This window comes from Agromyces sp. NPDC058110 (genome assembly GCF_042884735.1).
Taxonomy (GTDB): Bacteria; Actinomycetota; Actinomycetes; order Actinomycetales; family Microbacteriaceae; genus Agromyces.
The window spans coordinates 448604-468317 of the sequence record NZ_JBHVTI010000005.1; the positions used below are offsets into that span (position 1 = coordinate 448604).

Sequence of the window (19714 nt, forward strand, 5' to 3'; positions counted from 1 at the left end):
CGTGGGAGCCTCGAGCGCCCACCCCCGGGCTCGATCGTGCGGTCCACCCGCAGGGAGCATCATATGCGCTGCGACGCCCGCTGTGGTGGTTTCCGCACGACGAGACGGCGCGGGGGCCGGATGCCGGCCGGGATCCCCGACTCAGCTTGCGAGGAACTCCAGGAGCGCCGCGTTGACCTCGTCGGCGTGCGTCCAGAGCAGGCCGTGCGGGGCTCCCTCGATCTCGACGACGGTGGCGCCCGGCAGCCGCTTGGCGAACTCGCGCGCGGTCGCGTCGATCGGCAGGATCCGGTCGGCGGTGCCGTGCAGGATGAGGGCCGGCACATCGATGTGCTCGATGTCGCCCCTGAAGTCGGTGAGCCAGGTGTCGACGCAGGCCGATGCCGCGTACCACGACGCCCCCGCGGCGACCTGCCAGCTGCCTCGCACCGCGTCTTCGGAGATGCGGGTGCCGAGGTTCTCGTCGAGGTTGTAGAAGTTCTCGAAGAAGCCCGTGAACCACGCGAACCGGTCGCCGGTCGCGGCGGCCTTCAGGTCGTCGAAGTCGGGGGCGGCGCCAGTGGGGTTGTCGTCGGTCTTGTGGAGGTACGGCTCCAGGCTGCCGAGGAACGCCGCCTTCGAGACGCGCCCGCTGCCGTAGGTGCCGAGGTAGCGGCCGACCTCGCCGGTGCCCATCGAGAACCCGACGAGCGCGACATCCGTGAGCTCGAGCGTCTCGAGCACCGCCTCGAGGTCGGCGGCGAACGTGTCGTAGTCGTAGCCGGTCGTCGGCTTGCTCGAGTCGCCGAACCCGCGCCGGTCGTAGGTGATCACGCGGTGGCCTGCGCCGAGCAGCGCACGCGACTGCTTCTCCCATGAGGCGCCGCTCAACGGATACCCGTGGATCAGCACGACCGGCGAGCCGGTTCCGTGGTCTTCGTAGTACAGCTCGATCGGTGCCGAGTTCTCGGTTCCGACGGTGACGTACGGCATGAGGCCCCCTGCTTCTCGTGACGGATGCCGCAAGTCCACCATCCGCGCGACGGGGTCGCAAGGGGTTGCAGGCGAACAGCGGATGTCGCGGCGCGCCGGCCTCGCGTCAGCGGCCCGTGGTCGGCGTCAGTGTCCGAACTCAGTGCCCGAACAAGGGGCGCTCGGGCGGCTTGCGCCCGGTCTCCTGCTCCCACGCCTCGAGCTGCTGGGTGAGGGCCTTGGCGAGCTCGAACACCTGCTCGGGTGGAATGCGGATGCGGCTCACGATCTGGCCGGGCACCGCGACCGCGCGCGTGCCGTCGGGGTCTTCGACGGTCGACGGCGGCTGCGTGAGGGCGACGTAGTCCATGACGAACACGTTCGGCGTGTGCCAGACGCGGGCGAAGTCGGCGAACACGCCCTGGGCGCGATCGGCGGGCAGGTCGATCTGGAATCGGCGCGGAAGATGGTCGTCGCTCATGCGCCCGACGCTACACGGCGCGATCGGCGCCACGCCCGCCCCGCTGGCAGTTCAGCCCTCGGCGGAACGCAGCCGCTGCTCGAGCTCTTCGAGCTCGAGACGCATCCGAGCCAGCGACGACGGCGAGAAGCGCAGGAGCGATGTCGAATGCACTGCGCGCGCGCCGGTCTCGTCGCACTCGAGCAGATCGGCGATGGCCACAAGCGCCTCCTGCTCGGTCGGCTGCTGCCGCACGAGGTCGAGCACCTCGTGCGATCGTTCTGCAGCAGCGATCATCGTCCGCAGCATCGTCGCCCGCTCGCGTGCGGCTGCGGTGCGCTCGCCGGCCGGCGGCGGGGGCGGCGCATGGCGGAATCGTGGTTGATGCGCGGCGATCTGCTCGGCCGACAGCTCGATCGCGAACGGCGACGCGGTGCGCACGTCGAGCACGGCCAACGCCGCGTCGACCAGGTACCTGCCGGGGGACAGGTCGCGCCAGTGGTTCGCGTCGATCCTCGCGGTCACGCGGGCGTACTCGCCCGGGTCGAGGGCGACCGCCGGGCTCGATCCGGCGACGAATCCGAAGAAGAATCCCTTCGACGCATCGGGGTCGCTCTCGGGCCGGAGCAGCGCGACGGCGTGGAAGGCCGACCCGGTCGGGTCCCACCGGCGCTCGCCGACGTTGACCACGTCGACCGCGAGCGCGTCGACGTCGGGTGCCGAGGTCGTGACCTCCGGCCAGCGCAGTTCGAGGCCGCGCGAGCGCTCCGCGCGTTCGGCGAGCAGTGCGCGTTCGCGTTCGGCGCGTTCCGCCTCGGTCATCGGGTCGTCGCGCGGCGTGCTCACCCCGCGAGCCTGCCACACGGGCGAGGCTCGGCGCACGGATGCCACCGCCATCCGTCGGTCATCGCGGAACGGAACCCGTCGTCGGCTGCTGGTCGCCCGCCCCCAGCGCGCGGATGAGCGACTGCGCATCGTACGGGCCGACGTGCCTGCGGCCGTTCACGAACAGGGTCGGCACCGAGGTGATGCCCATGGCCTCGGCGTCGAGCATGTCGTCGCGCACGCGGCTCGTGACCTTCGGCGAGGTGAGGTCGCGCTCGAACTTCTCGACGTCGAGTCCGAGCTCGCCGGCGAGGTGCACGATGTCGGACGGCATCTGGTTGTCCTGGTCGGCGAAGAGCCCGCGCTCGAACTCGAAGAACTTGCCCTGCAGCGAGGCCGCCTCGGCCGCCTCCGCGCCCGCGAGCGCGTTGGGGTGCACCTGCTCGAGCGGCGCGTGCCGCCACACGTAGCGCAGGCGGTCGCCGAGCTCGGCCTTGACCTCCTGGATCGACCCCGACGCCTTGAGGCAGAACGGGCACTGGAAGTCGCCGTACTCGACGATCGTGAAGGGCGCGTCGGCCGGGCCGAACACGTGGTCGCGGGCGGGGTCGATCGGGCGTGCGAGGGTCTGGCCGGTGTCTTCGTCGGGCCGCGAGGCATCCGAGATCCTGAAGACGACGGTTGCGAGCACGAAGGCGATGACGGATGCGGCGAGCACGCCGACCCTGGCCTCGTTCTGGGCGTCTTCGTCGGTGATCGCGAGGTCGACGATGAAGAGCGAGATCGTGAACCCGATGCCGCAGAGCGCGGCGCCGCCGAGGATGCGGTCGAGCGTGAGGCCCGGCCCGAACTCGCCGAGCTTCAGCACGCGTAGCAGCGCCGTCGAGCCGAAGACGCCGATGAGCTTGCCGAGCACCAGGCCGATCACGATGCCCCAGGTGAGCGACGAGGCGAGCGCGCCCGACAGGATCTCGGGGGTGATCTGCACGCCCGCGTTCGCGAGCGCGAACAGCGGCAGGATCACGTAGGCGACGTACGGGGCGTACGCCGACTGCAGGCGCTCGTTGATCGAGATCGACTCGCGCAGGCTGTTCGCGGCGGCGCGGGCGTACTCGGTGTTCGGCGACTGCCTGAACGTGCGCGCGAGGTCGAGGGCGTGCTCGACGTCTCGGCGGTTCGGCCGGTACACGGGCACGAGCAGGGCGATCGCGACTCCCGCGAGCGTGGGGTGCACGCCCGATGCGAGGAACGCCATCCACACGATGATCGACAGCGTCGCGTACACGGGGCCGCGGCCGCCGCGCAGGTAGCGCGTGAAGTACACGCCGACGAGCCCGAGCGCGGCGATCGCGAGCGGCATGGGGTTGAAGTTCGAGGTGTAGACGAGCGCGATGATGCTGAGCGCGCCGATGTCGTCGACCACGGCCAGGGCGAGCAGGAACACACGCAGACGGCCCGGCACCCGCGGTCCGATGAGCGCGAGCGCGCCGACGAGGAACGCGGTGTCGGTCGAGATCACGACGCCCCATGCGTGCGCCTCGCCCGAGTCGGCGGCGATGAGCACGAACAGCACGGCGGGCACGATGAGCCCCGCGACCGCGGCGATCACCGGCACCACCGCGCGCGACCAGCTCGTCAGCTCGCCGATCGCGAACTCGCGTCGCACCTCGAGCCCGACGGTGAAGAAGAAGATCGCCATGAGGGCGTCGTTCACGAGCGCGTGCAGCGTGAACTCGAGGTTGAGGTCACCGACCCCGATCGACAGGTGCGTCTCCCAGAAGCCCTCGTACGACCCGATCGACACGTTCGCCCAGATGATCGCCGCCGCGGTCGCGATGAGCAGCAGCAATGCGCCGATGCGGTTCTGCCCCATGTCGCGGATCTTCTCCGCGATCGAGCGGCGCTTGCGGGGGTGGCGGGGCGTAGGGCGCGGTGCTTGCTGCGCGCCGGCCCGGCCGCGTTCCGGCTCGGACGACCGGCCGATCATGAGGTTCGTCATCGCCGGTATTCTCGCCGACCCCCGCGGGTGCGACAAGGGAGCGGATGCGGCATCCGCTCGTCGTTCGGGTGCGGCGGTGGTCGGCGGGCAGGTGATCGGCCCGGTCGGCTGGCAGGACTCAGCCGGCCAGGAGGGCCTCGACACTGCACTCGGTGCCGTCCACCGCCTGGCAGGTGAATCCGTCGGCCGTCACGAGCAGGAACCGGGCACCGGATGCGACGAGCCCCGGGAGCGCGAAGTCGGAGCCTTCGACATCGACCGGGGTCGACTCCTTGCCGCTCTGCGCCGTCAGCTGCAACGTTCCGGTCACGGCGGTCGCGCTCAGCAGGTCGATGACGATCGTGCCGTTCTCGCCCGGAGCCAGATTCCACGCGACCGGGGAGTCGGGGCGTCCGTCGCCGCCGAGCGTGTCCCCGCCGAAGTACGCGGTTGCGCTCGGCTGGTCGACGAACAGCCGTGCGGACTGCACGTTCGGGGTCGTCGTCTCGCACACGACCCGAATGCGCACGTCGCCGGTCGCCGCGGCGGTCACCGCTCGGAACTCCGTGAGCGCGAGCATCGACCCCTCGCTCGCGCGATTGCCCATGTCGACGGCGACCCGGTGTGCGAGCGGCTCGGCGTTGGATGCGAGCCACGCGAGCTGCTCGGAATCGCAGGCGGAGCCGACCGGAAACGTGGTCAGATCGGCGTCCGGCGAGAGCGCGAACTCCTGCGGGCCACCCTCGAACGGTGCCGCGGTGACCTCGAGCGACCCGAGCCCCGTCGCATCCCGCAGCAGGATGGGCATGACCCCGATGATTCCCGTGGCAAACGACACCGCGGAGACGACGATCGCGATGACCTTTCCCGTGCGGGTCCAGATGCGCCGCTGGAAGAAGGAGACCGGTTTCTCGGAGGCGGCCGTGTCGGTCTCGACGGTCTGCCCGACGTCGAGCGCGACGCTCTGCCGGCCGTCGGTCGTGACGGCTTGCCGGTCGTCGAGCGCGACGGATGTCTCTGCCTCCACCGTGTGGTGAGCCTCGGCGACGTCGGGCCCTCCAGCCTCGGCCGCCGGCTGTTCTTCAGGGGTGGTGGGCGCCTGCGCGGTGGCTGCCTGCGCTTCGTCAGAGGCTGTGGGCGTCCCCGCCGCGGCTGCCCGGTGCTCGTCCGAGGTCGCTCGATCCGTCATCACTGCGCCCGATATCCGGCGATGAGCTGGTTCGCCTGGTCGGGGGTGCACAACCCCAGGTCGCAGTCGATGCCCTCCTGGAACAGCGTGAACGACCCCATGTGCTCGGCGGTGTAGAAGTCCAGCCCTTCGGCGATCGACACCGTCTCGGTCACGTCGCCCACGGTGACGTCTGCGACGATCGCCCCGGAGAAGCTCCCGGTGAACCCGTCGTGGTTCGCCGAGAGCACAAGTTGCACGAGCTCGCCCGGCGACAGGTTCAGCACGACCGGGCTCCCCGCGGGAGCGACGCCGGCCGTCGAGTCGCCCCACGGGGGCTCGCCGTAGACGGCAGGCCCGCCGGCGAGCGGCACATCGACGAACTGGATGCCGGCATCGCCCCCGTAGCCGGCGCACTGGAACGAGACGACGCGCGTGCTCTCGCTCGTGCGCTCCCCTTCGAACCGGATCTCATCGATCGTCATGGCGGTGCCGTCGGTCGCATCGTTCCGCAGCGTGACCGCCGGCGGGATGGAATCCTTCAGGTCGTTCTCGAGGAACCATTCCATGCGCTCGGGCGTGCATCCGTTGCCGTCGATCGGCATCGACTCCATCGCATCGAGGGGGATGTACCAGACATCGTCGACGCTGTCGCCGGTCTGGTCGTAGGCGTTGAAACCTCCGTCGAGCTTGATGCCGACGGTCGTGATCGCCGGCGCAGCTTCGGCCGTGGCCTCGGCTGTTGCCGCGGGCTCACGGGTCTCGACGACGAGCGTGTCAGTTGAGCTGTCGCGTCGGTTGGCATCGGCGACGAGGGGGATGACGATGGTCACCGCCGTGATGACGGTGACCAACGCGCCTCCGAGGGCGATGAGGGTTCGCGGTATCTTCCGGCGCGGCGAACCTGCGGGGGAATCTGACATTCCTCCACTTTGGTGCAGCTGGGCGTCGCCACCCCAGTCCCCCGTTGAGGGGCAGCCTTCCTCCTCGACCGCGCCGCGGAGGACCCTGTTGAGCACAAGACATCCGGTCTCACCGGCTCTGATCGTGGCTCCGATCTGATTGATCCGGTGACCTTTCGATTTTCAGTGAGCCTGGGCGGTTTTCGCTCAATTCTTATGGTCACGATATCGCGCTGATCAGGGATTCTTTGAAACGGTCACAGTTGGTTTCAGATGGTTTTCGCGCATTTAATGGCACATTAATGGCACAAGATTCGATAGCCGATGCAGTAACGCCGTCTCGAAGCATGGGCTTGGGCAACCGATGAATCGGGCCTCCGTCGATTCGGGTGGGAGGATCGGCAGATGAACGGCACGCAATACGACGAGCGCCGCATTCGGATCGCGACCAAGGCCTTCAACCTCATCGAATCGGAGGTGCGCCCGCTGCTCGCCACAGGCGGTCGGCTGTGGTCAAAGGGGTCTGGTGGTTACCCGAGTCGTTTGCGCCAGATCCTGCGCGGGCTCGATAAGGCCCACGGTGTGACCTACGCAACCCACGATGCGATGGAGCTACCTCCCGGCCAGAGGCGAGTGGAACATGTGATTCCGGTCAAGCGGATCATCATCGAGATCGTCGATCCGAGTCAGGCAGATCCCAGATCGAACACGCAAAGTGCGCCGATCGCAGGCGGCCCCGCTGCGTCCCCGACGCACCTCATCGCGATTTACGACCGGCTCGTCCAGTTGTGCTGGGTCACTCCCGAGGAGCACGACCGACTGAACCGTGCCGAGCGCAGTTTCCAATGGGACGCACCAGATGGCGACGGCTGGTCACGCTACCGCCTCGCAGGAGTGGTCGCGCATCGGTTGCCATTGGCCGACGGCTGAGTCCCGCGCCATAATCATTGCGGCGAGGTCCACTCGCCGTGACGGGTGAAGTCGAACTCAGTCAGCTCCTGCTGCCCGTCGCTGATCGAGACGATCTTGCCCTCGGGGTCCTCATGGCGGCCGAGCGCCGTGAACTGGTAGTGAGCGACGCCGCGAGCGCGACGCGGACCGTCGTTCTCAACAGCAACGCGGATCCGCGGGCTCGGCAGTACGAGATCGATGGATATGCCCTTCTGCCTGAGTACCCCAAGAAGTCCCGGGTGCTCCTTCCAGTCGGTGCGACGCGACGCGGCTGCGAGCACCTCTGACTTCACGAGCGCGAATGAGCGATCGCCCACGCGGTATGCAGAGAGTCGGCCGCTGTCGATCATCTGCCGAACGGCCTGTGGGCTGCGGCCGAGCAGACGTGCTGCTTCGGTCACGCCAACGAGCTCCGGCACGACCGCTGAACCATTGCGCAATTCTGACTCGGCTTCGCTCGTCAACTCGATGCTTACTATCGAGCCCCACTCGATGGCGAAGCCGTGCTGCACAGTCAACAGCACCTGCGATGCGGCGGTCGCAATGTTCTCGGTCTCGACCTTGATTCTCGCCGTTTGATAGCCGCGCTGGCTCAAGCCCAAGCGCACATCATGGCCTGGCAACCTTTCCATGATGCGGCTGACCTCGTCGCCCGTCATAGGTCCGCGTCGCGAAACTTCGACTGTTGCTATGTACTTCATGCTTCCTCCGACCATTGGCCTCGCAGGCTCGGGAGGTGGTACTTGGCCATTCCCAGCCCGCCTTGATGCTTTGTCATGCAGCAAGTGAAGAGTATCGCGCAGCTTGCGATATAGCAAGGTTCAAGATGTCGCGGGGTCGGCCGATCAGCAGTGGGTGCGAGGCGAGCACGCTCGCGCGCACGTCCACCGCCGCGGCATTCCCACGTACACCTCGATAAGCACTCAGCCATGGGCGACCTCGGCGTGCAGGTAACTCTGCTAACGGCACCCCGTGCAGTGCCTGTGCATCAGACGAGAATGGGCTCTACGAGCTGACGGTTGAAGGTGCCGCTCCGTGGATCCCGACTGTGTAATCCAGAGTGGATTCTCTGACGCGTCGGACGGGCATAATTCTGATGGATCCGACGGGGACGGTGGGAGCAAGCCACGTTGCACCGGCCGCGTGGACGAGCCCAGCGACGGTGTGGGCATCTACTTCGAGGACAGACACAGCGGAGCGTTGACGTCGTGCCGCGTCCACCGCCACTTGACATGATTCCGTCAAGTGGACCCAATTGCGCCCGCTCGGCCTAAGGCCCGCACGCGCCTCGAACACAGAAGCTAGATTCCGAGTTGGTGTCGCGTGGAAGAGCACTTGGGGGGCTCGACGGACTTCGTAAGCAATCTGTGTCGGTATGGAGTGGCCGTATGCGGCACGAACATCATGACCGTCCAGCTCGAATCGTGGCTCTCCGAGCGCCCCCGCGATTAGGAGAAGCTGGTCCGAGGAGACCTTATGACCAGACGCTCGCAGGAGCTGCGCCAATTCGTCTACGTGAACCCAGCCTGATTTGGTGGCGAGGGCTTCACGATCGTGCCTCAGATGGTGAGACATCGCACGGCTGATTCGGCGGCGATCCGCTTCCGAAAGTCTCCGGGACTCCTCTTGCCCAACTCGACCGGTCATTCGGTTCCAACGTTTCGCGAGCTCTGCCGCCAGCTTTTGGACTGGTTCACCAGCGGCTTGCTCCGCAAGTACCGCCAGCAGCTCTCCGCCATAAGCGCGGTGCTCGGAGCTCGCGTTCGGCTGCGATATCGCCCGGACGGCACGCGCGAGTGCGCCTGCGTCGTACCACTCTCGCAGCTTGCCGGAGTCGACCGGTTCTCCCGTCAAGCGTGCCCATGAATGCGCGTATGCATCCAGGATCGGTTGTCGTCCTTCGTAGTACGTCGGAGGCAGAACCTGGCCGTCTTCGACCAGCTGTGCCAATTCGTATCCGAACGGGCGCGAACCCCTCGATTCAAGGTCCACGGCGCGAATCTTGTCGTCCGAGCTTATGAGCCAGTTGAGCGGATGAGCGTCGCGACGCGGGACTAGCGGTGCCGTCTCGACCACGGTCCACCATCGACCGAAGAACGATGCGCGCTCGTCATCCGAAAGCTGAAGGGCACGCAGCCAGCGCCCAAGTTCTGCCTCCTTGAGGCTGACTCGAGTGCCGCTAACGTCATGCATCCCGAGACCCGCAAAGTGAATATGTGCAAGGAACTCGGCCACGTCGACGAGAGTTGCCGTCGCGCCGCCTGGCTCCTGCACCCGCAGATGGTCGAGAAGCGGAACTCCATCAGTAAATCGCCGTACCGAGACAATCAGCTCGGGATCTCCGGTGGCTCGCTTCACATCCGGAATGCTGGTCAGATGCTCGATAAGCCCGAAACGATGTTGGAGATCACGGATATCCAGCTCTTCTGCGACAGCTCTGGAGTACGTTTCGTCTCGAGCCTTAGCCTCTGGCCGCGTTCGCTTGTAAACAAAAGTCTGCCCGGCGATCCCGTCCGAATCGCGCAGTGTCACCACATCTCCTCGTCCCCCTAGCGGGACCTGGGTTAGGTCAGCGCTGCTGTAGGCGGCACGTGCGGCGGCCTCGAAGATCGCTGTCGCGTCACCGCGACGGATGGCAAGCGTCACATCCTCTGGACCGGGAACGAACCCGCCCGCGAGAGCGCCGTGCTCCTCGACTTCCTTCGCGATCATTGTCAACAGACGAGGGCGGAGGTCGTCTGGCCCGGCGGCTTTGGCAAGCTCGATAAACCCGAGGCGGCGAGTTTCGGCGTTGCTTGTGAGATGCGCAAGCAGGAATCGGTCGCCCGCTTGCTCAACTTCGATGCCAACGCGTCGAATTGGCCGCCCTCGTTCCTTGCCGCTACCCTCGCGGGTCGCGATCGCGTCCTCAAGTGCGCGAATCGCATCCGGCGCTTCGATGGCGGGGCCACGTGCAAGCATCGAAAGGAAGGTGGCGATGAGGTCGCGGAACACGAAATCGCCGCACTTGTCTGAGTTCTTGAGGACCTCTGTGAAGCGAGGAAGGCATCGCTGAAAGAGCGGCGCGGTCGGAGTATCTGGTCGGCGGTGCCCGAACGGAAACAGAAGCCCGCGTGTAGAAAGGTCAGCGTTGCCTTCATGGAGGTCTTCCTCCAACTGGTCGAAGGCTGCTTGTAGGAGCACGAGGGCCGCGTCCTCGTAACGGTTCGTGACCCAGCCATGCCACCGAGCTGTGACCTCTCTCCCACGCGCGATGAATCCTTCGACTCCATGCGGTCGTGATGCAATCCCTGAGAGGCGAAGCCATAGATGTGCCGCCATGATCGATTCGGCAGCGTCTGAGCCGGGGCTCGTGTTCAGTTGTTGGGCTGCTTCCTGAATCGCCGACGGATCGTCGAAGAGGTCGTAGAGCCAGATCGATGCCTCGACGTAGTACTCCAGGCCTTTCTCTGCGCCCTGAACATGTGAGTCGAGCAACATCTGACGGGCGCCTCGAAGCTCGTGTTCAGAAATAGGCCCAAACCTGGTGGCCAACACCGCGGCGATTCCCAGTCGAGTTTGAGTGCCGCGCCGAGGTTCGGAGCCTTCGAGGATTTGCTCTTGGCGTGTCCACTCCAGGTAGGCGCGCGCGGCCGTGAGCAGCCTTGCAAACACTGCCGGACGTTGCCATGTCACTGAGAACGCGGCGTCCAGGAAAGCTTCGCCGAGTCGATCTGCCAGCTGGGAGAGGACTCGCTTGAGCGACGTTCCTGAGGAACGCAGGTATCCCGCTACCGATGCCGAGCGAGTGTTGAGAATGGCTTCTGCAACCAGATATGCAAGAAGGGGAAGGCCCTGGCGATCAACCACGTCCCGAACCGCGGCGGCCACTTGGAAAGGCGACGCATCGAGAGACACAAGTACGGTCACTTGGGCGGGCTCGGAGAGCTCTTCCCATTGCTCAACAGAGCGAGGGACGTCCACGCCGAATAGCGCAGCCTCCTCCGTCACCTGGGGAAAAGACGCTCGGAGGCTGGCCAGCGCTTGGCCTGGCACGTGTGAAGGCGGTTGCCGCCAGTATGCGCGCGCAACGATCGCTGGTGATGGCCGCTCTACCATGTGGCGAGTCTACGGATGGACCTGAACTGCAGAGCGTGTCTGGAGGCGTGATTCGGTCGAAGGTTTCTCTCGAAGGCTTCGGTAGTCCATGGTCGCGGAGGGTTCTCGTGCCTACTCTTCGTCGTTCGTGGAGCCGTTCAGCGATCCAACCGTGGCTTCGTGGCTCTCTTGGATGAATCGATCCGATTGAGCTGGCCCCAGTTCGCCGGAGCTACTCCGTTACTCCATCCCTCAGCGATGGCGGCAAGTCCGTGCACATTCGCCCGTGCAGTCGCCGTAGCCCTGGTCAGCCCCCGATCAGCGCGATCCCGATTCATCGCCGCAACAAACTGTTCCCGCGCCTCACCAACTTCTGCCGCCACGAGATGCGCGCGGTTCACCTTCCGCCCCCGGGTCATCCCCACGTAGACACTGGCTGCACCCATCGCATCGCTGAGCACCGTGTGCGACCCATGCACCGTGATGCCCTGCACCCCGTGGGCCGTCGCGGCGTACGCGAGATGCGTGTACTCACCGACGTACCCGGCGGGCAGCCGCACTGATCGCTGCCAATGGCCGGCGGCACGGTCCGTCGCCCACACCGCGCCATCCTCGCCCACGCTCCGAACGACCCACACCTGCCGATTCGCCACACGCAGCCCCGAGTCGTTCCGCCGAGTCTGAATCACATCGCCGCGCCCGATGCTCAGCCCATCGCTCCCGATCACCGTGCCGCTGTCATCGACATCGCCCGCGCGCACCCGCTCCTCGCGAATCCGCGCATTCAGTTCGCGTGCCTCGTCGTTCGTCGCAACGGTCATCGCGCAACCCTCGCGCCACTCGCGCGCAAGCGCCTGGAGCTGCGCATCGGGGCTCTCGTGAATCGCCACGAGACCGAGCGCGCAAAGTCGATCGAAGACCGCATCCGGATGATCCCCGCGCCGCATCTGCACGGTGAGCGCGGCGTACTCGGGGTCGACGAATCGGTGCACGGCCGTCATCTGATGCACGCGGGGGAGTAGCTGCGCGGCCATGTCGAGCACGCCGCCGCGGCCAACTGCCGAGAGCTGCGCAGGGTCGCCGACCAGGGCGACCGTGGCGCCAGCCTCATCGGCGATGGTCAGCAGCGTAAGAGCGGTGTCCTGATCGAGCATGCCCGCCTCGTCGACGACGATTCGCTCGGCGCTGCGCAGCCGAGAGGATGCCGCAGGGCCGGCATACGCGGCATCCGTGTCGGGGTCGTGGTCGCCGATGGCGAGCCGCGACCACACGCCGTCGCGATTCCACCGCCACCCGTGCTCGTGCACGAGCTTGGCGACGCTGTCGGCCGCAACCCCGAGCTCCTGGCGCGCAACGTCGGCCGCCTTCTTCGTCGGCGTGACCACGCGCGTCCTGCGACCCTGCATCGCCGCCGCCTTGATCGCAGCGGCGAGCATCGTCGTCTTGCCCGCGCCGGCCGCACCCTCCACAACGACGAGCGATTGAGCGGATGCCACGGCCGCAGCCGCGCGCGCCTGTGCAGGGTCGAGTCGGAGTCGCTGTGCAATGCGCGACAGGTCAGGCGTGCCCAGCTGCGGCCGCTCGGCCCGGGCCGTGAGTAGATCGCGCAGCCGCGTCTCGACGGCGATGACGTGCACGCTCGTCAGGTGTGCGACGTGCTCGGGATGCGGCCCATCGGGCGGCAGCACCGACAGGCAGTTCTCCTCGGCGAGCTCTGTGGCGAGCATGACGAACTCGCGTAGCGGCGTCGGGCCGGCACGCACGCCGGCCTCGGTCACGAGGTGCGACACGCGCTCCTGGATGTCGTGCACCGTCCACGTCGACGCGGCGGCCGCGCATCGATCGAGCGCGCGGGACGCGACATCCTGCACGCTCAGCTCGTCGAGCGCGACAGCCCGTTGCGCTCGCACGCGGTCGAGATCAGGTCGATAGCCGGATGCCTCGAGTTCGCGTCGCCACGCATCCTCGCTGCCGAGCCGGGTCGGCTTCTTGTGCGGCCGCTCGTGATCCCACGCCATCGCGGTCAGCCGAGACATCGCGGCTGGTCCGGGTTCCTGCCTCGGATGCGCCGCGTGCCACTCCTTCTCGAACTGCGCCAGGTTGCGCGCAACCTGCTCGGCGCGCTTGCTCATCGCCGCATTGAACCGCTGCAGCTCGGTGACCTCGGCCGTCACCGGATCGAGCGTGAGGCCGCGCGCATCGAGCGCGGCCTCGAGCTGTGGGTGCGCCGCGATCACAGCCGTGCCGAGCGCGCGGATCGCGCCTTGCTGCCGGAACAGGGCCGCCGTGTCGAGACCTCGCCACGCGGCATCCGCCCACACTCGTGTGCCGATCTGGAGGTGGATGTGCCGGTGCGGGTCGCCCGCTCGCGAGGTCTTGTGCGAGACCGCGACCGTCTCGAGTTGCTCGACCGGCACGACGCGCTGCGCTCCACGCGGGCCGACGCGCGTGACCGAGAGCTCGCCGAGCCAGACGCGGATCTCGGCGACCGCGTCCTGCTGCGCCGCATCGAGCGCATCGGATACCTCGGGGTGCAGCGCCGCGGCGATCGACAACGACTTCGGCGCGTTGACGACCATCTCCGCAAACCGCGGCGATCCGTGGCGAGCGTCGCCGGCGTGGCGGGGCGTGCCCATCGACTCGCCGGTGAGCGGGTTGATCCAGTCGACCCATTGGGCGTACTGGTCGGGGGTGAGCGCGCCCTCGCCGAACAGGTCGCCGTTGCCGTCAACGACGGAGAACTCGGCCAGCGCTGTGCCGCCTTCGAGGTAGTAGTCGTCGGCGCGGGAGCGATCTGACTCGAGGTACCGGCGCGCGTCGGCCCCGGAACCCCGGTACAGGATCACTCCACCACACATCGCCTTCCTCCGAGCTAACTCAGGTTCTTGCAACTACCTACGGTAGCATACGTCCATTCGAGATTGAAGGTGTGAAGTGCCCTGCTTGCGGCGTGCGTTGTGTGACACGGGCGGGGGCGTCCGTCTACGCACGAGTCGTTCACGGTCGGGCCCGATCTGTAGAGTCCAGCATCAGGAGGTAGTCAGTTGCAGCTCAGCGATTCACAGGTCTTTGGCTCGGGCCAAGAGGAAGTCTTCGTCGATTACGAACCGTCCCCGGGAAAGGTCACGTACTTCGTCGGCCGAAATGGCAGTGGCAAATCCCGAGTGGCTCGAGCGCTTGCTCAAGGTTTCGGTGGGCGCTATCTATCAACCGACCGCCTGATGGGCATCATGTCCGTAACTCAGTGGGCGTGGGGAGCGGCGCCCAGTGACTACAAGGGCCCGCCGATTGGAGACAACAGGAGCCTTGTAGAGAACATCTCGCGGGAGCATGGAATGGCAACCGACACGTTGCTATCCCTCCGTGAGGACCCAGTTGTGGGATTGAAGGTCGCTGCCTTCCTGCGTAAGTCGCTCGGGCGAACCATTGAGTTCCGCGAGAGTGCTGGATTCTTTGATCCGTACGTTCGATTGGGCGGCACTGAGTATTCTCTCCTCCGCGACGAAGGCCATGGGCTACGAGAGCTGACGATCCTGCTGGCTGCGGTCTATTCGACCGACTGGACGACTCTCGTGGTCGATGAGCCGGAGCTGCACCTCCATCCTGCGCTCGCCCAGCTTTGGATATCGGAGTTGAATCGTGAGTGCGAGGAACGAGGGGTGCATGCGATCGTAGTGACGCATGAGCCTTCGATGATCCGTCCGATCTCCGTGTCTGACCTGGATTATGTGTGGCTATTTCAGCCTGGGCAGAAGCCCACGGCGTATTCAAGTGCAGTGATTCCCGGAACGGAGTCACGAATCGATGCCACCCTTCTCAAGAACCCGCAACTCGTGAGTCAGCTGTCGTTCGCTCCCCGCCCAGTTCTTGTGGAAGGCGCGCACGACGTCGCTGCAATTACAGCCGCGCTGGCGCGGAGTCAAACCGCGGCTGTAGTAGCGCAAACCGAGTTGGCTCAATGCGGGTCGTCGGGCGAGGTCGGACTCTGGTTTGAGCTGGCGCTGACGATGGGCCTTGATGTGAGAGCGATCGCAGATCTTGATGCACTCTTCAGTTCAGATGTCCAACGAACTATCGACCGCAATCCAAGCGTTCAATCCCGCCTGAGATCGGAACTATTGGCGGAGCCTCCCCGCGCACACGTCGCGCTTCGGCCCCTTATCGATGCTGCCAACTTGGCGGGTGTGGAGAAGAATGAGAAGGCGCGAGCTCGATGGCTCGCGGACGATGTCGCCGCAGATAGTGGCAACGGACAGCGTCGCGAGAAGCTCCTCGACATGCTTCGGGAGACTGGCCTCTGGCTGCACCCCCAAGGCACGCTTGAGGACGTATTGGGCATTGTAAAGGGAGAATCGAATCCGGCATTGGCTGCTGCCACCCCGGGGGCAATCGACTCCGCTGCGGAGTGGTGTTCCTATGATCTTGACCCGCTTGGGGACTTGGAACACCTTCTCAACTTGGCGATTGAGAGGATTGCAAACAACCTGACGCAAGCTATCGGCGTCACTCCGGGCGTCGTGTTGAGCGGACCAGTCGGCCCGATGAGTCAGTCGGATGCGAAGCTAGTGGGCGTCGAGCATGTGGGGTCGGACCGGTACAGGATCACGGTGAAGGCGCCCACAAAGTATGCAGGATGTTTTGTTGAAGTTGACCGCCTCACCCCTCCGTCCCAGATCGTCCTCTCGACGCCGAACGATGGAAGTGCCGCGGGCCTCTAACTTGATCCGCGAGTGTCTTTGGAGCTGACTACTCGTTAACGGAGTATGCCGCGGCGCGAGATGACTCGAAACTGGTCGATGGGTATGCCCACGTTCGTTGTGGTCGACGGGTTCGTCAGCACGCCCGGGCGTGCCTGGCCGGGCGGCAATAGACCAGGATGATGTCGCGCCCTCGTGACCCAAACTCAGGGCAGTCGTCAGGGCGACGTCGTTGATTTCCGCCATTTCGGTGGTCGGATTAGGTAGCCCGCCGGGCGAGGTGTCCGCGCTAGAGCGCGACCAGCTCGTAGAAGTCCGCCACCTTCTTCGGGTCGCCGAAGGGCTTGAGCGGTTGCGCAGGCTGGTCTTGTGGCCCGAGGGCAGCATGATCGTGCCGCCGGCGATCATCCCGGTGCGCCTTATCGCGAAGAGGCTCTGGCTAATCGCCGGTTCGATGCGGGCGGTGGCAGTTCGCGGAGAAACCGGCTCGCAATCGCGTCGCGCGGACGCTTGGGGACGTAGATCACGCCGGTGATGCGCCTCCTCGGGCACGGCGAATAGCTGGCGTTGCAGGCGATTCACCCTGCGGGATGAGCGTGGCCTCGTGCTCGATACAGCGACAGCGACAGCGGCCGTCGACCGGTTCGTTCCGATCGGACTCCGGGTGTCCCCGTTGCGTGTAATCGGTGTTGCCTCAGTCGTCGTGGTCGAGGAGCTCGTCGACCTGCGAACTCTTCGCCGTCCGTCACCGGGAACGGCGATGTATGACCTTAGCGAAGATCACGTACCGAGGTAGACGTGCAGCCGAGCCGGGCCTATCGGGGAAACTTTGGGACCGGCTTGCGCGTGTGGCTGCTCCTTGTCGGCGGCGGGTACTAGAAATGAGTTGGGTAAACGCTGGATGTCAACTGGGAGTCAAATGAGCTACCGCAACAAGACGTACGTCGCCTTCGCGAGCGAGAACATCCACCTCTATCGGATGATGGAAGCTTGGCGCGACAACGACAATATCGACTTCGATTTCTACGATGCGCACGACCTGTTCATTTCGCGAGATTCGAGCAAGCCAGAGACAATCAAGAACAACCTCCGGCAGCGAATGAAGAACGCGAAGCAAGTCGTGCTTATCGGAACCCCGGAAGCAAAGGCGAAGGGCTCGGACGGAGGTTCGTTCCTGGCGCACGAGATCGAGGTCTTGATGGAGTTCAACGTTCCCGTCGTGGTTGCCAACCACGACGGCGACCGAACCGTCGACACTCGTTTCATTCCTAATCCGCTCCTGACCGCGGACTACTACACCTTGTCGGTTTCTTTTCAGCCTGCCATCATCATGTACGCACTTAACAACTACGCCACGAGCTTTGCATCGAGCTCGAACAAGGGGCCGCACCAGTACAAGCCCGAAGTCTACGAGCAGCTTGGGATTTGACGGCAGCCGTGAGCCACCTCAAGCGATGGCGCTTTTGGCGCCGATTCTTCGTTAATTTGTTCGCCGCGCTCGGCGTGGCCTCAGCGATCGCCGGGCTGGTCGCTTTATTCGTCGGAACGCTGAAAGCGGAGCACGCGTGGGTCGCGTGGCCGTGTTTGATCTTCGCGATCGGGTTTGGGCTGTGGAGGGCCTGGCCGCGGCCGGTCGAGGCAGCATTCAGCGCGCCGAATACAACGATCAAAGTAGTTCGAGGTGACCTCTTTGAGCAGGACACCCATTTGGTGGTCGGCACCTGCGACACCTTCGATACGCGTTCGCCGCAGATATCGCCGAGAAGCGTGCAAGGTATTTACCTCTCACGGAAGTGGCGCGGTGACGCAGATGGACTTGATGCGGCGATCGACGCTCACCTCGCCAAACTCGCGCCAATCGATACAGTGGCAAAGTCAGGGCGAACTGCGCGCTTTGAACTCGGTACTGTTGTCCCACTCGAGTCTCACGGAACTCGTGATTTCTTCGTTGCGTACACGACTATGGACGTTCACAACAAGGCCCACGGAACTGCAGATGGCCTGTGGCTCAGCCTGGGAAATCTATGGGCCTCGGTTCGCCGCCACAGCAACGGTGAGGCGCTCTCAATTCCCGTGCTGGGCGGTGGTCAGTCCGGGCTCTCCCCGGTGCTACCCGCCGAAGATGCCATCCGCTTCATCGCATTGTCGTACATCATCGCTGCCCGGCAGAGCCCGGTGTGCCATGAATTGCGGATTGTTGCGCTTCCCGAACTTTACGACCGGCTAAACCACTTGGAACTTCAGGCTTTTCTGTCGGGATTGGCGCGCGCATGAGCGACGGGATCGCGATGCCCGAGGCCGATCGCTGCGCGTTCTGTGACTACCTTTCGGGAGCTCGACCCTACGTATTCGTCGATCGGAATTCCGTCGTCGCGGTCGCAGTCACGCTGGAGCAGCGAGGCCGTGCGCATCTGCTCGTCCTGCCGGTCGGGCATTTCGCAACCATTATGGACATCCCGGACGGCGTTACGGGTCCTTTGATGCGGGCGCTGCGGGGCGCGGCCAGAGCGGTTGCCTGCGCAGAGAAACCCGAAGGGATCGCGGTGTGGCAAAACAATGGGCTCGCCGCGGCGCAGCGAATACCGCACCTGCATTTTCATGTGGCCGGCACTCTTCCTGGTGGAGGGACTGACTTCGGGCCCGTCCCGGAGATCTCACTTGATCAGGCGCGTGATATCGCTCAGCGTCTCGCGCCATTCTTAGATCTGACTGCGTCGGAGGGCACTGCGCAGTTCTGATATGAGCAACGACCGTGTCTGGTAGGGCGAAGTCGGGCCGAAACGGACGGGCCGGTGCTTCGGTGCTCGATAACCCGGCCAGCGTCGCAGCTGGCTTCTTCTGGTTGACGTTCGAACGGCCCGGTCACCTGATCGCGACCACAGGCTTATCCTGCACTGAGGGCGGCGTCGGCGTCATCCCGCCCGCCCTCGCCTTCCCGGCGGCAGCAGCCCGCGCTCGCGGGCCTTCGTGATCCAGCCCTGAGCGGTGGAGAGGGCAACCCCGTTGATCTCCGCCATCGTCGCGCTCGGGTTCCTGTCGCCCTCCCGTGTGAGCTGTCCGTGCTGCAGGGCGACCAGCTCGTAGAAGTCGGGCGACTTCTTCGGGTCGCCGAGGGGCTTCAGCAGGTCCCGCCGGCCGATCTTGTGGCCCGAGGGCAGCACGATCTTGTCGCCCATGATCGTCGCGGTCCACGTCATCGCGAAGAGGCGCTTGTTGATCGCGGCCTCGATGCGGGCGGTCGGCAGCTCGCGGAGAAGCTGGCTCGTGATCGCGTCACCCGGGCGCCAGGGGAGGTAGATCACGCCCGTGATGCGTACCTCCTCGGGCACGGCGAACATCTGGCGCTGCAGGCGGATCATCACACGGGTGTGCGTGGCTGCGTGCTCGATGTAGCGCCAGCGGCCATCGATCGTCTCGTTCTGATCGGACTCCTGTTGGTCCCGAATCTGGGACTCCAGGTTGTTCCAGTCGTCGTAGCCGAGGAGCTCGTCGATCTGCGCGCTCGCGTCGTCACTTCGCTCGCCGGGGAATCGGTGCGGGAGGTGCCAGCCCTCGGGGAGGTCGTCGGCAACCAGGAGTCCGTCCCGCGACTGGTCCCCCCACGGGGAGGGCTCGGGTAGGCGCATGGCATGAGTCTAGCGACACAACTCAGATACTTGCCGAAACCCGCGCGCAGTGATAATCTCAGGTACTTGCAAATAGCCG

Annotated in this window: 15 protein-coding genes; 5 read left to right on the forward strand and 10 right to left on the reverse strand. The window is 65.5% G+C overall.

Annotated features, from left to right (window positions below; genetic code table 11):
• Positions 1-141: 141 nt before the first annotated feature.
• From ACFVS8_RS14730 to ACFVS8_RS14755, 6 genes are all read right to left on the reverse strand, one after another.
• On the reverse strand, positions 142-972 hold the full coding sequence (locus ACFVS8_RS14730; RefSeq protein WP_387063670.1) for an alpha/beta fold hydrolase: 831 nt from the start codon (positions 970-972) through the stop codon (positions 142-144).
• Positions 973-1111: 139 nt separating this feature from the next.
• A complete protein-coding gene (locus ACFVS8_RS14735) occupies positions 1112-1432 on the reverse strand; it encodes a DUF3467 domain-containing protein (protein WP_387063673.1) in 321 nt (106 codons plus the stop codon).
• A 51-nt stretch (positions 1433-1483) separates the two neighbouring features.
• Entirely contained in the window at positions 1484-2257 is a 774-nt protein-coding gene (locus ACFVS8_RS14740; RefSeq protein ID WP_387063676.1) for a hypothetical protein, read from the reverse strand.
• A 58-nt stretch (positions 2258-2315) separates the two neighbouring features.
• Positions 2316-4235, reverse strand: coding sequence for a Na+/H+ antiporter NhaA (nhaA, locus tag ACFVS8_RS14745; RefSeq protein WP_387063678.1), 1920 nt, complete (start codon positions 4233-4235; stop codon positions 2316-2318).
• 118 nt (positions 4236-4353) lie between these two features.
• Positions 4354-5241 (reverse strand): hypothetical protein, encoded by an 888-nt coding sequence (locus ACFVS8_RS14750; RefSeq protein ID WP_387063680.1) that lies wholly within the window; start codon positions 5239-5241, stop codon positions 4354-4356.
• A 161-nt stretch (positions 5242-5402) separates the two neighbouring features.
• Positions 5403-6236 (reverse strand): hypothetical protein, encoded by an 834-nt coding sequence (locus ACFVS8_RS14755; RefSeq protein ID WP_387063683.1) that lies wholly within the window; start codon positions 6234-6236, stop codon positions 5403-5405.
• A 453-nt stretch (positions 6237-6689) separates the two neighbouring features.
• Between ACFVS8_RS14755 and ACFVS8_RS14760 the strand changes: the two genes are divergently transcribed.
• A complete protein-coding gene (locus ACFVS8_RS14760) occupies positions 6690-7214 on the forward strand; it encodes a hypothetical protein (protein WP_387063686.1) in 525 nt (174 codons plus the stop codon).
• 14 nt (positions 7215-7228) lie between these two features.
• Here the strand turns inward: ACFVS8_RS14760 and ACFVS8_RS14765 are convergent, their stop codons facing one another.
• The 3 genes from ACFVS8_RS14765 to mobF form a co-directional block, all read right to left on the reverse strand.
• The gene (locus tag ACFVS8_RS14765) at positions 7229-7894 is read right to left on the reverse strand and encodes a helix-turn-helix domain-containing protein (RefSeq protein WP_387063689.1); all 666 of its coding nucleotides are present in this window, start codon (positions 7892-7894) and stop codon (positions 7229-7231) included.
• A gap of 346 nt (positions 7895-8240) precedes the next feature.
• Complete coding sequence (locus tag ACFVS8_RS14770) at positions 8241-11144, reverse strand: RNA 2'-phosphotransferase (RefSeq protein ID WP_387063692.1); 2904 nt, start codon at positions 11142-11144, stop codon at positions 8241-8243.
• Between the two features lie 326 nt (positions 11145-11470).
• A complete protein-coding gene (gene mobF / locus ACFVS8_RS14775) occupies positions 11471-14158 on the reverse strand; it encodes a MobF family relaxase (RefSeq protein WP_387063694.1) in 2688 nt (895 codons plus the stop codon).
• A 198-nt stretch (positions 14159-14356) separates the two neighbouring features.
• Here mobF and ACFVS8_RS14780 point away from each other — a divergent pair, with 198 nt between their 5' ends.
• The 4 genes from ACFVS8_RS14780 to ACFVS8_RS14795 all read left to right on the forward strand — a co-directional run bounded on the left by ACFVS8_RS14780 (position 14357) and on the right by ACFVS8_RS14795 (position 18747).
• Positions 14357-16030 (forward strand): AAA family ATPase, encoded by a 1674-nt coding sequence (locus ACFVS8_RS14780; RefSeq protein WP_387063697.1) that lies wholly within the window; start codon positions 14357-14359, stop codon positions 16028-16030.
• Between the two features lie 898 nt (positions 16031-16928).
• A complete protein-coding gene (locus tag ACFVS8_RS14785) occupies positions 16929-17438 on the forward strand; it encodes a TIR domain-containing protein (protein ID WP_387063700.1) in 510 nt (169 codons plus the stop codon).
• A gap of 8 nt (positions 17439-17446) precedes the next feature.
• Positions 17447-18283: a macro domain-containing protein gene (locus ACFVS8_RS14790; RefSeq protein WP_387063703.1), complete on the forward strand. Its 837-nt coding sequence runs from the start codon at positions 17447-17449 to the stop codon at positions 18281-18283.
• Entirely contained in the window at positions 18280-18747 is a 468-nt protein-coding gene (locus tag ACFVS8_RS14795; protein WP_387063707.1) for an HIT domain-containing protein, read from the forward strand. Before ACFVS8_RS14790 ends, ACFVS8_RS14795 begins: the two co-directional genes overlap by 4 nt.
• A gap of 174 nt (positions 18748-18921) precedes the next feature.
• Here ACFVS8_RS14795 and ACFVS8_RS14800 read toward each other — a convergent pair whose 3' ends face one another.
• On the reverse strand, positions 18922-19635 hold the full coding sequence (locus tag ACFVS8_RS14800) for a hypothetical protein (RefSeq protein ID WP_387063710.1): 714 nt from the start codon (positions 19633-19635) through the stop codon (positions 18922-18924).
• Positions 19636-19714: the final 79 nt, after the last annotated feature.

Bases quoted from the DNA above. Each gene is read 5' to 3' on its own strand.
- ACFVS8_RS14730 (WP_387063670.1), bottom strand. From the start codon at position 972: ATGCCGTACGTCACCGTCGGAACCGAGAACTCGGCACCGATCGAGCTG.
- ACFVS8_RS14735 (WP_387063673.1), bottom strand. From the start codon at position 1,432: ATGAGCGACGACCATCTTCCGCGCCGATTCCAGATCGACCTGCCCGCC.
- nhaA (WP_387063678.1), bottom strand. From the start codon at position 4,235: ATGACGAACCTCATGATCGGCCGGTCGTCCGAGCCGGAACGCGGCCGG.
- ACFVS8_RS14760 (WP_387063686.1), top strand. From the start codon at position 6,690: ATGAACGGCACGCAATACGACGAGCGCCGCATTCGGATCGCGACCAAG.
- ACFVS8_RS14765 (WP_387063689.1), bottom strand. From the start codon at position 7,894: ATGACGGGCGACGAGGTCAGCCGCATCATGGAAAGGTTGCCAGGCCAT.
- ACFVS8_RS14785 (WP_387063700.1), top strand. From the start codon at position 16,929: ATGAGCTACCGCAACAAGACGTACGTCGCCTTCGCGAGCGAGAACATC.
- ACFVS8_RS14795 (WP_387063707.1), top strand. From the start codon at position 18,280: ATGAGCGACGGGATCGCGATGCCCGAGGCCGATCGCTGCGCGTTCTGT.
- ACFVS8_RS14800 (WP_387063710.1), bottom strand. From the start codon at position 19,635: ATGCGCCTACCCGAGCCCTCCCCGTGGGGGGACCAGTCGCGGGACGGA.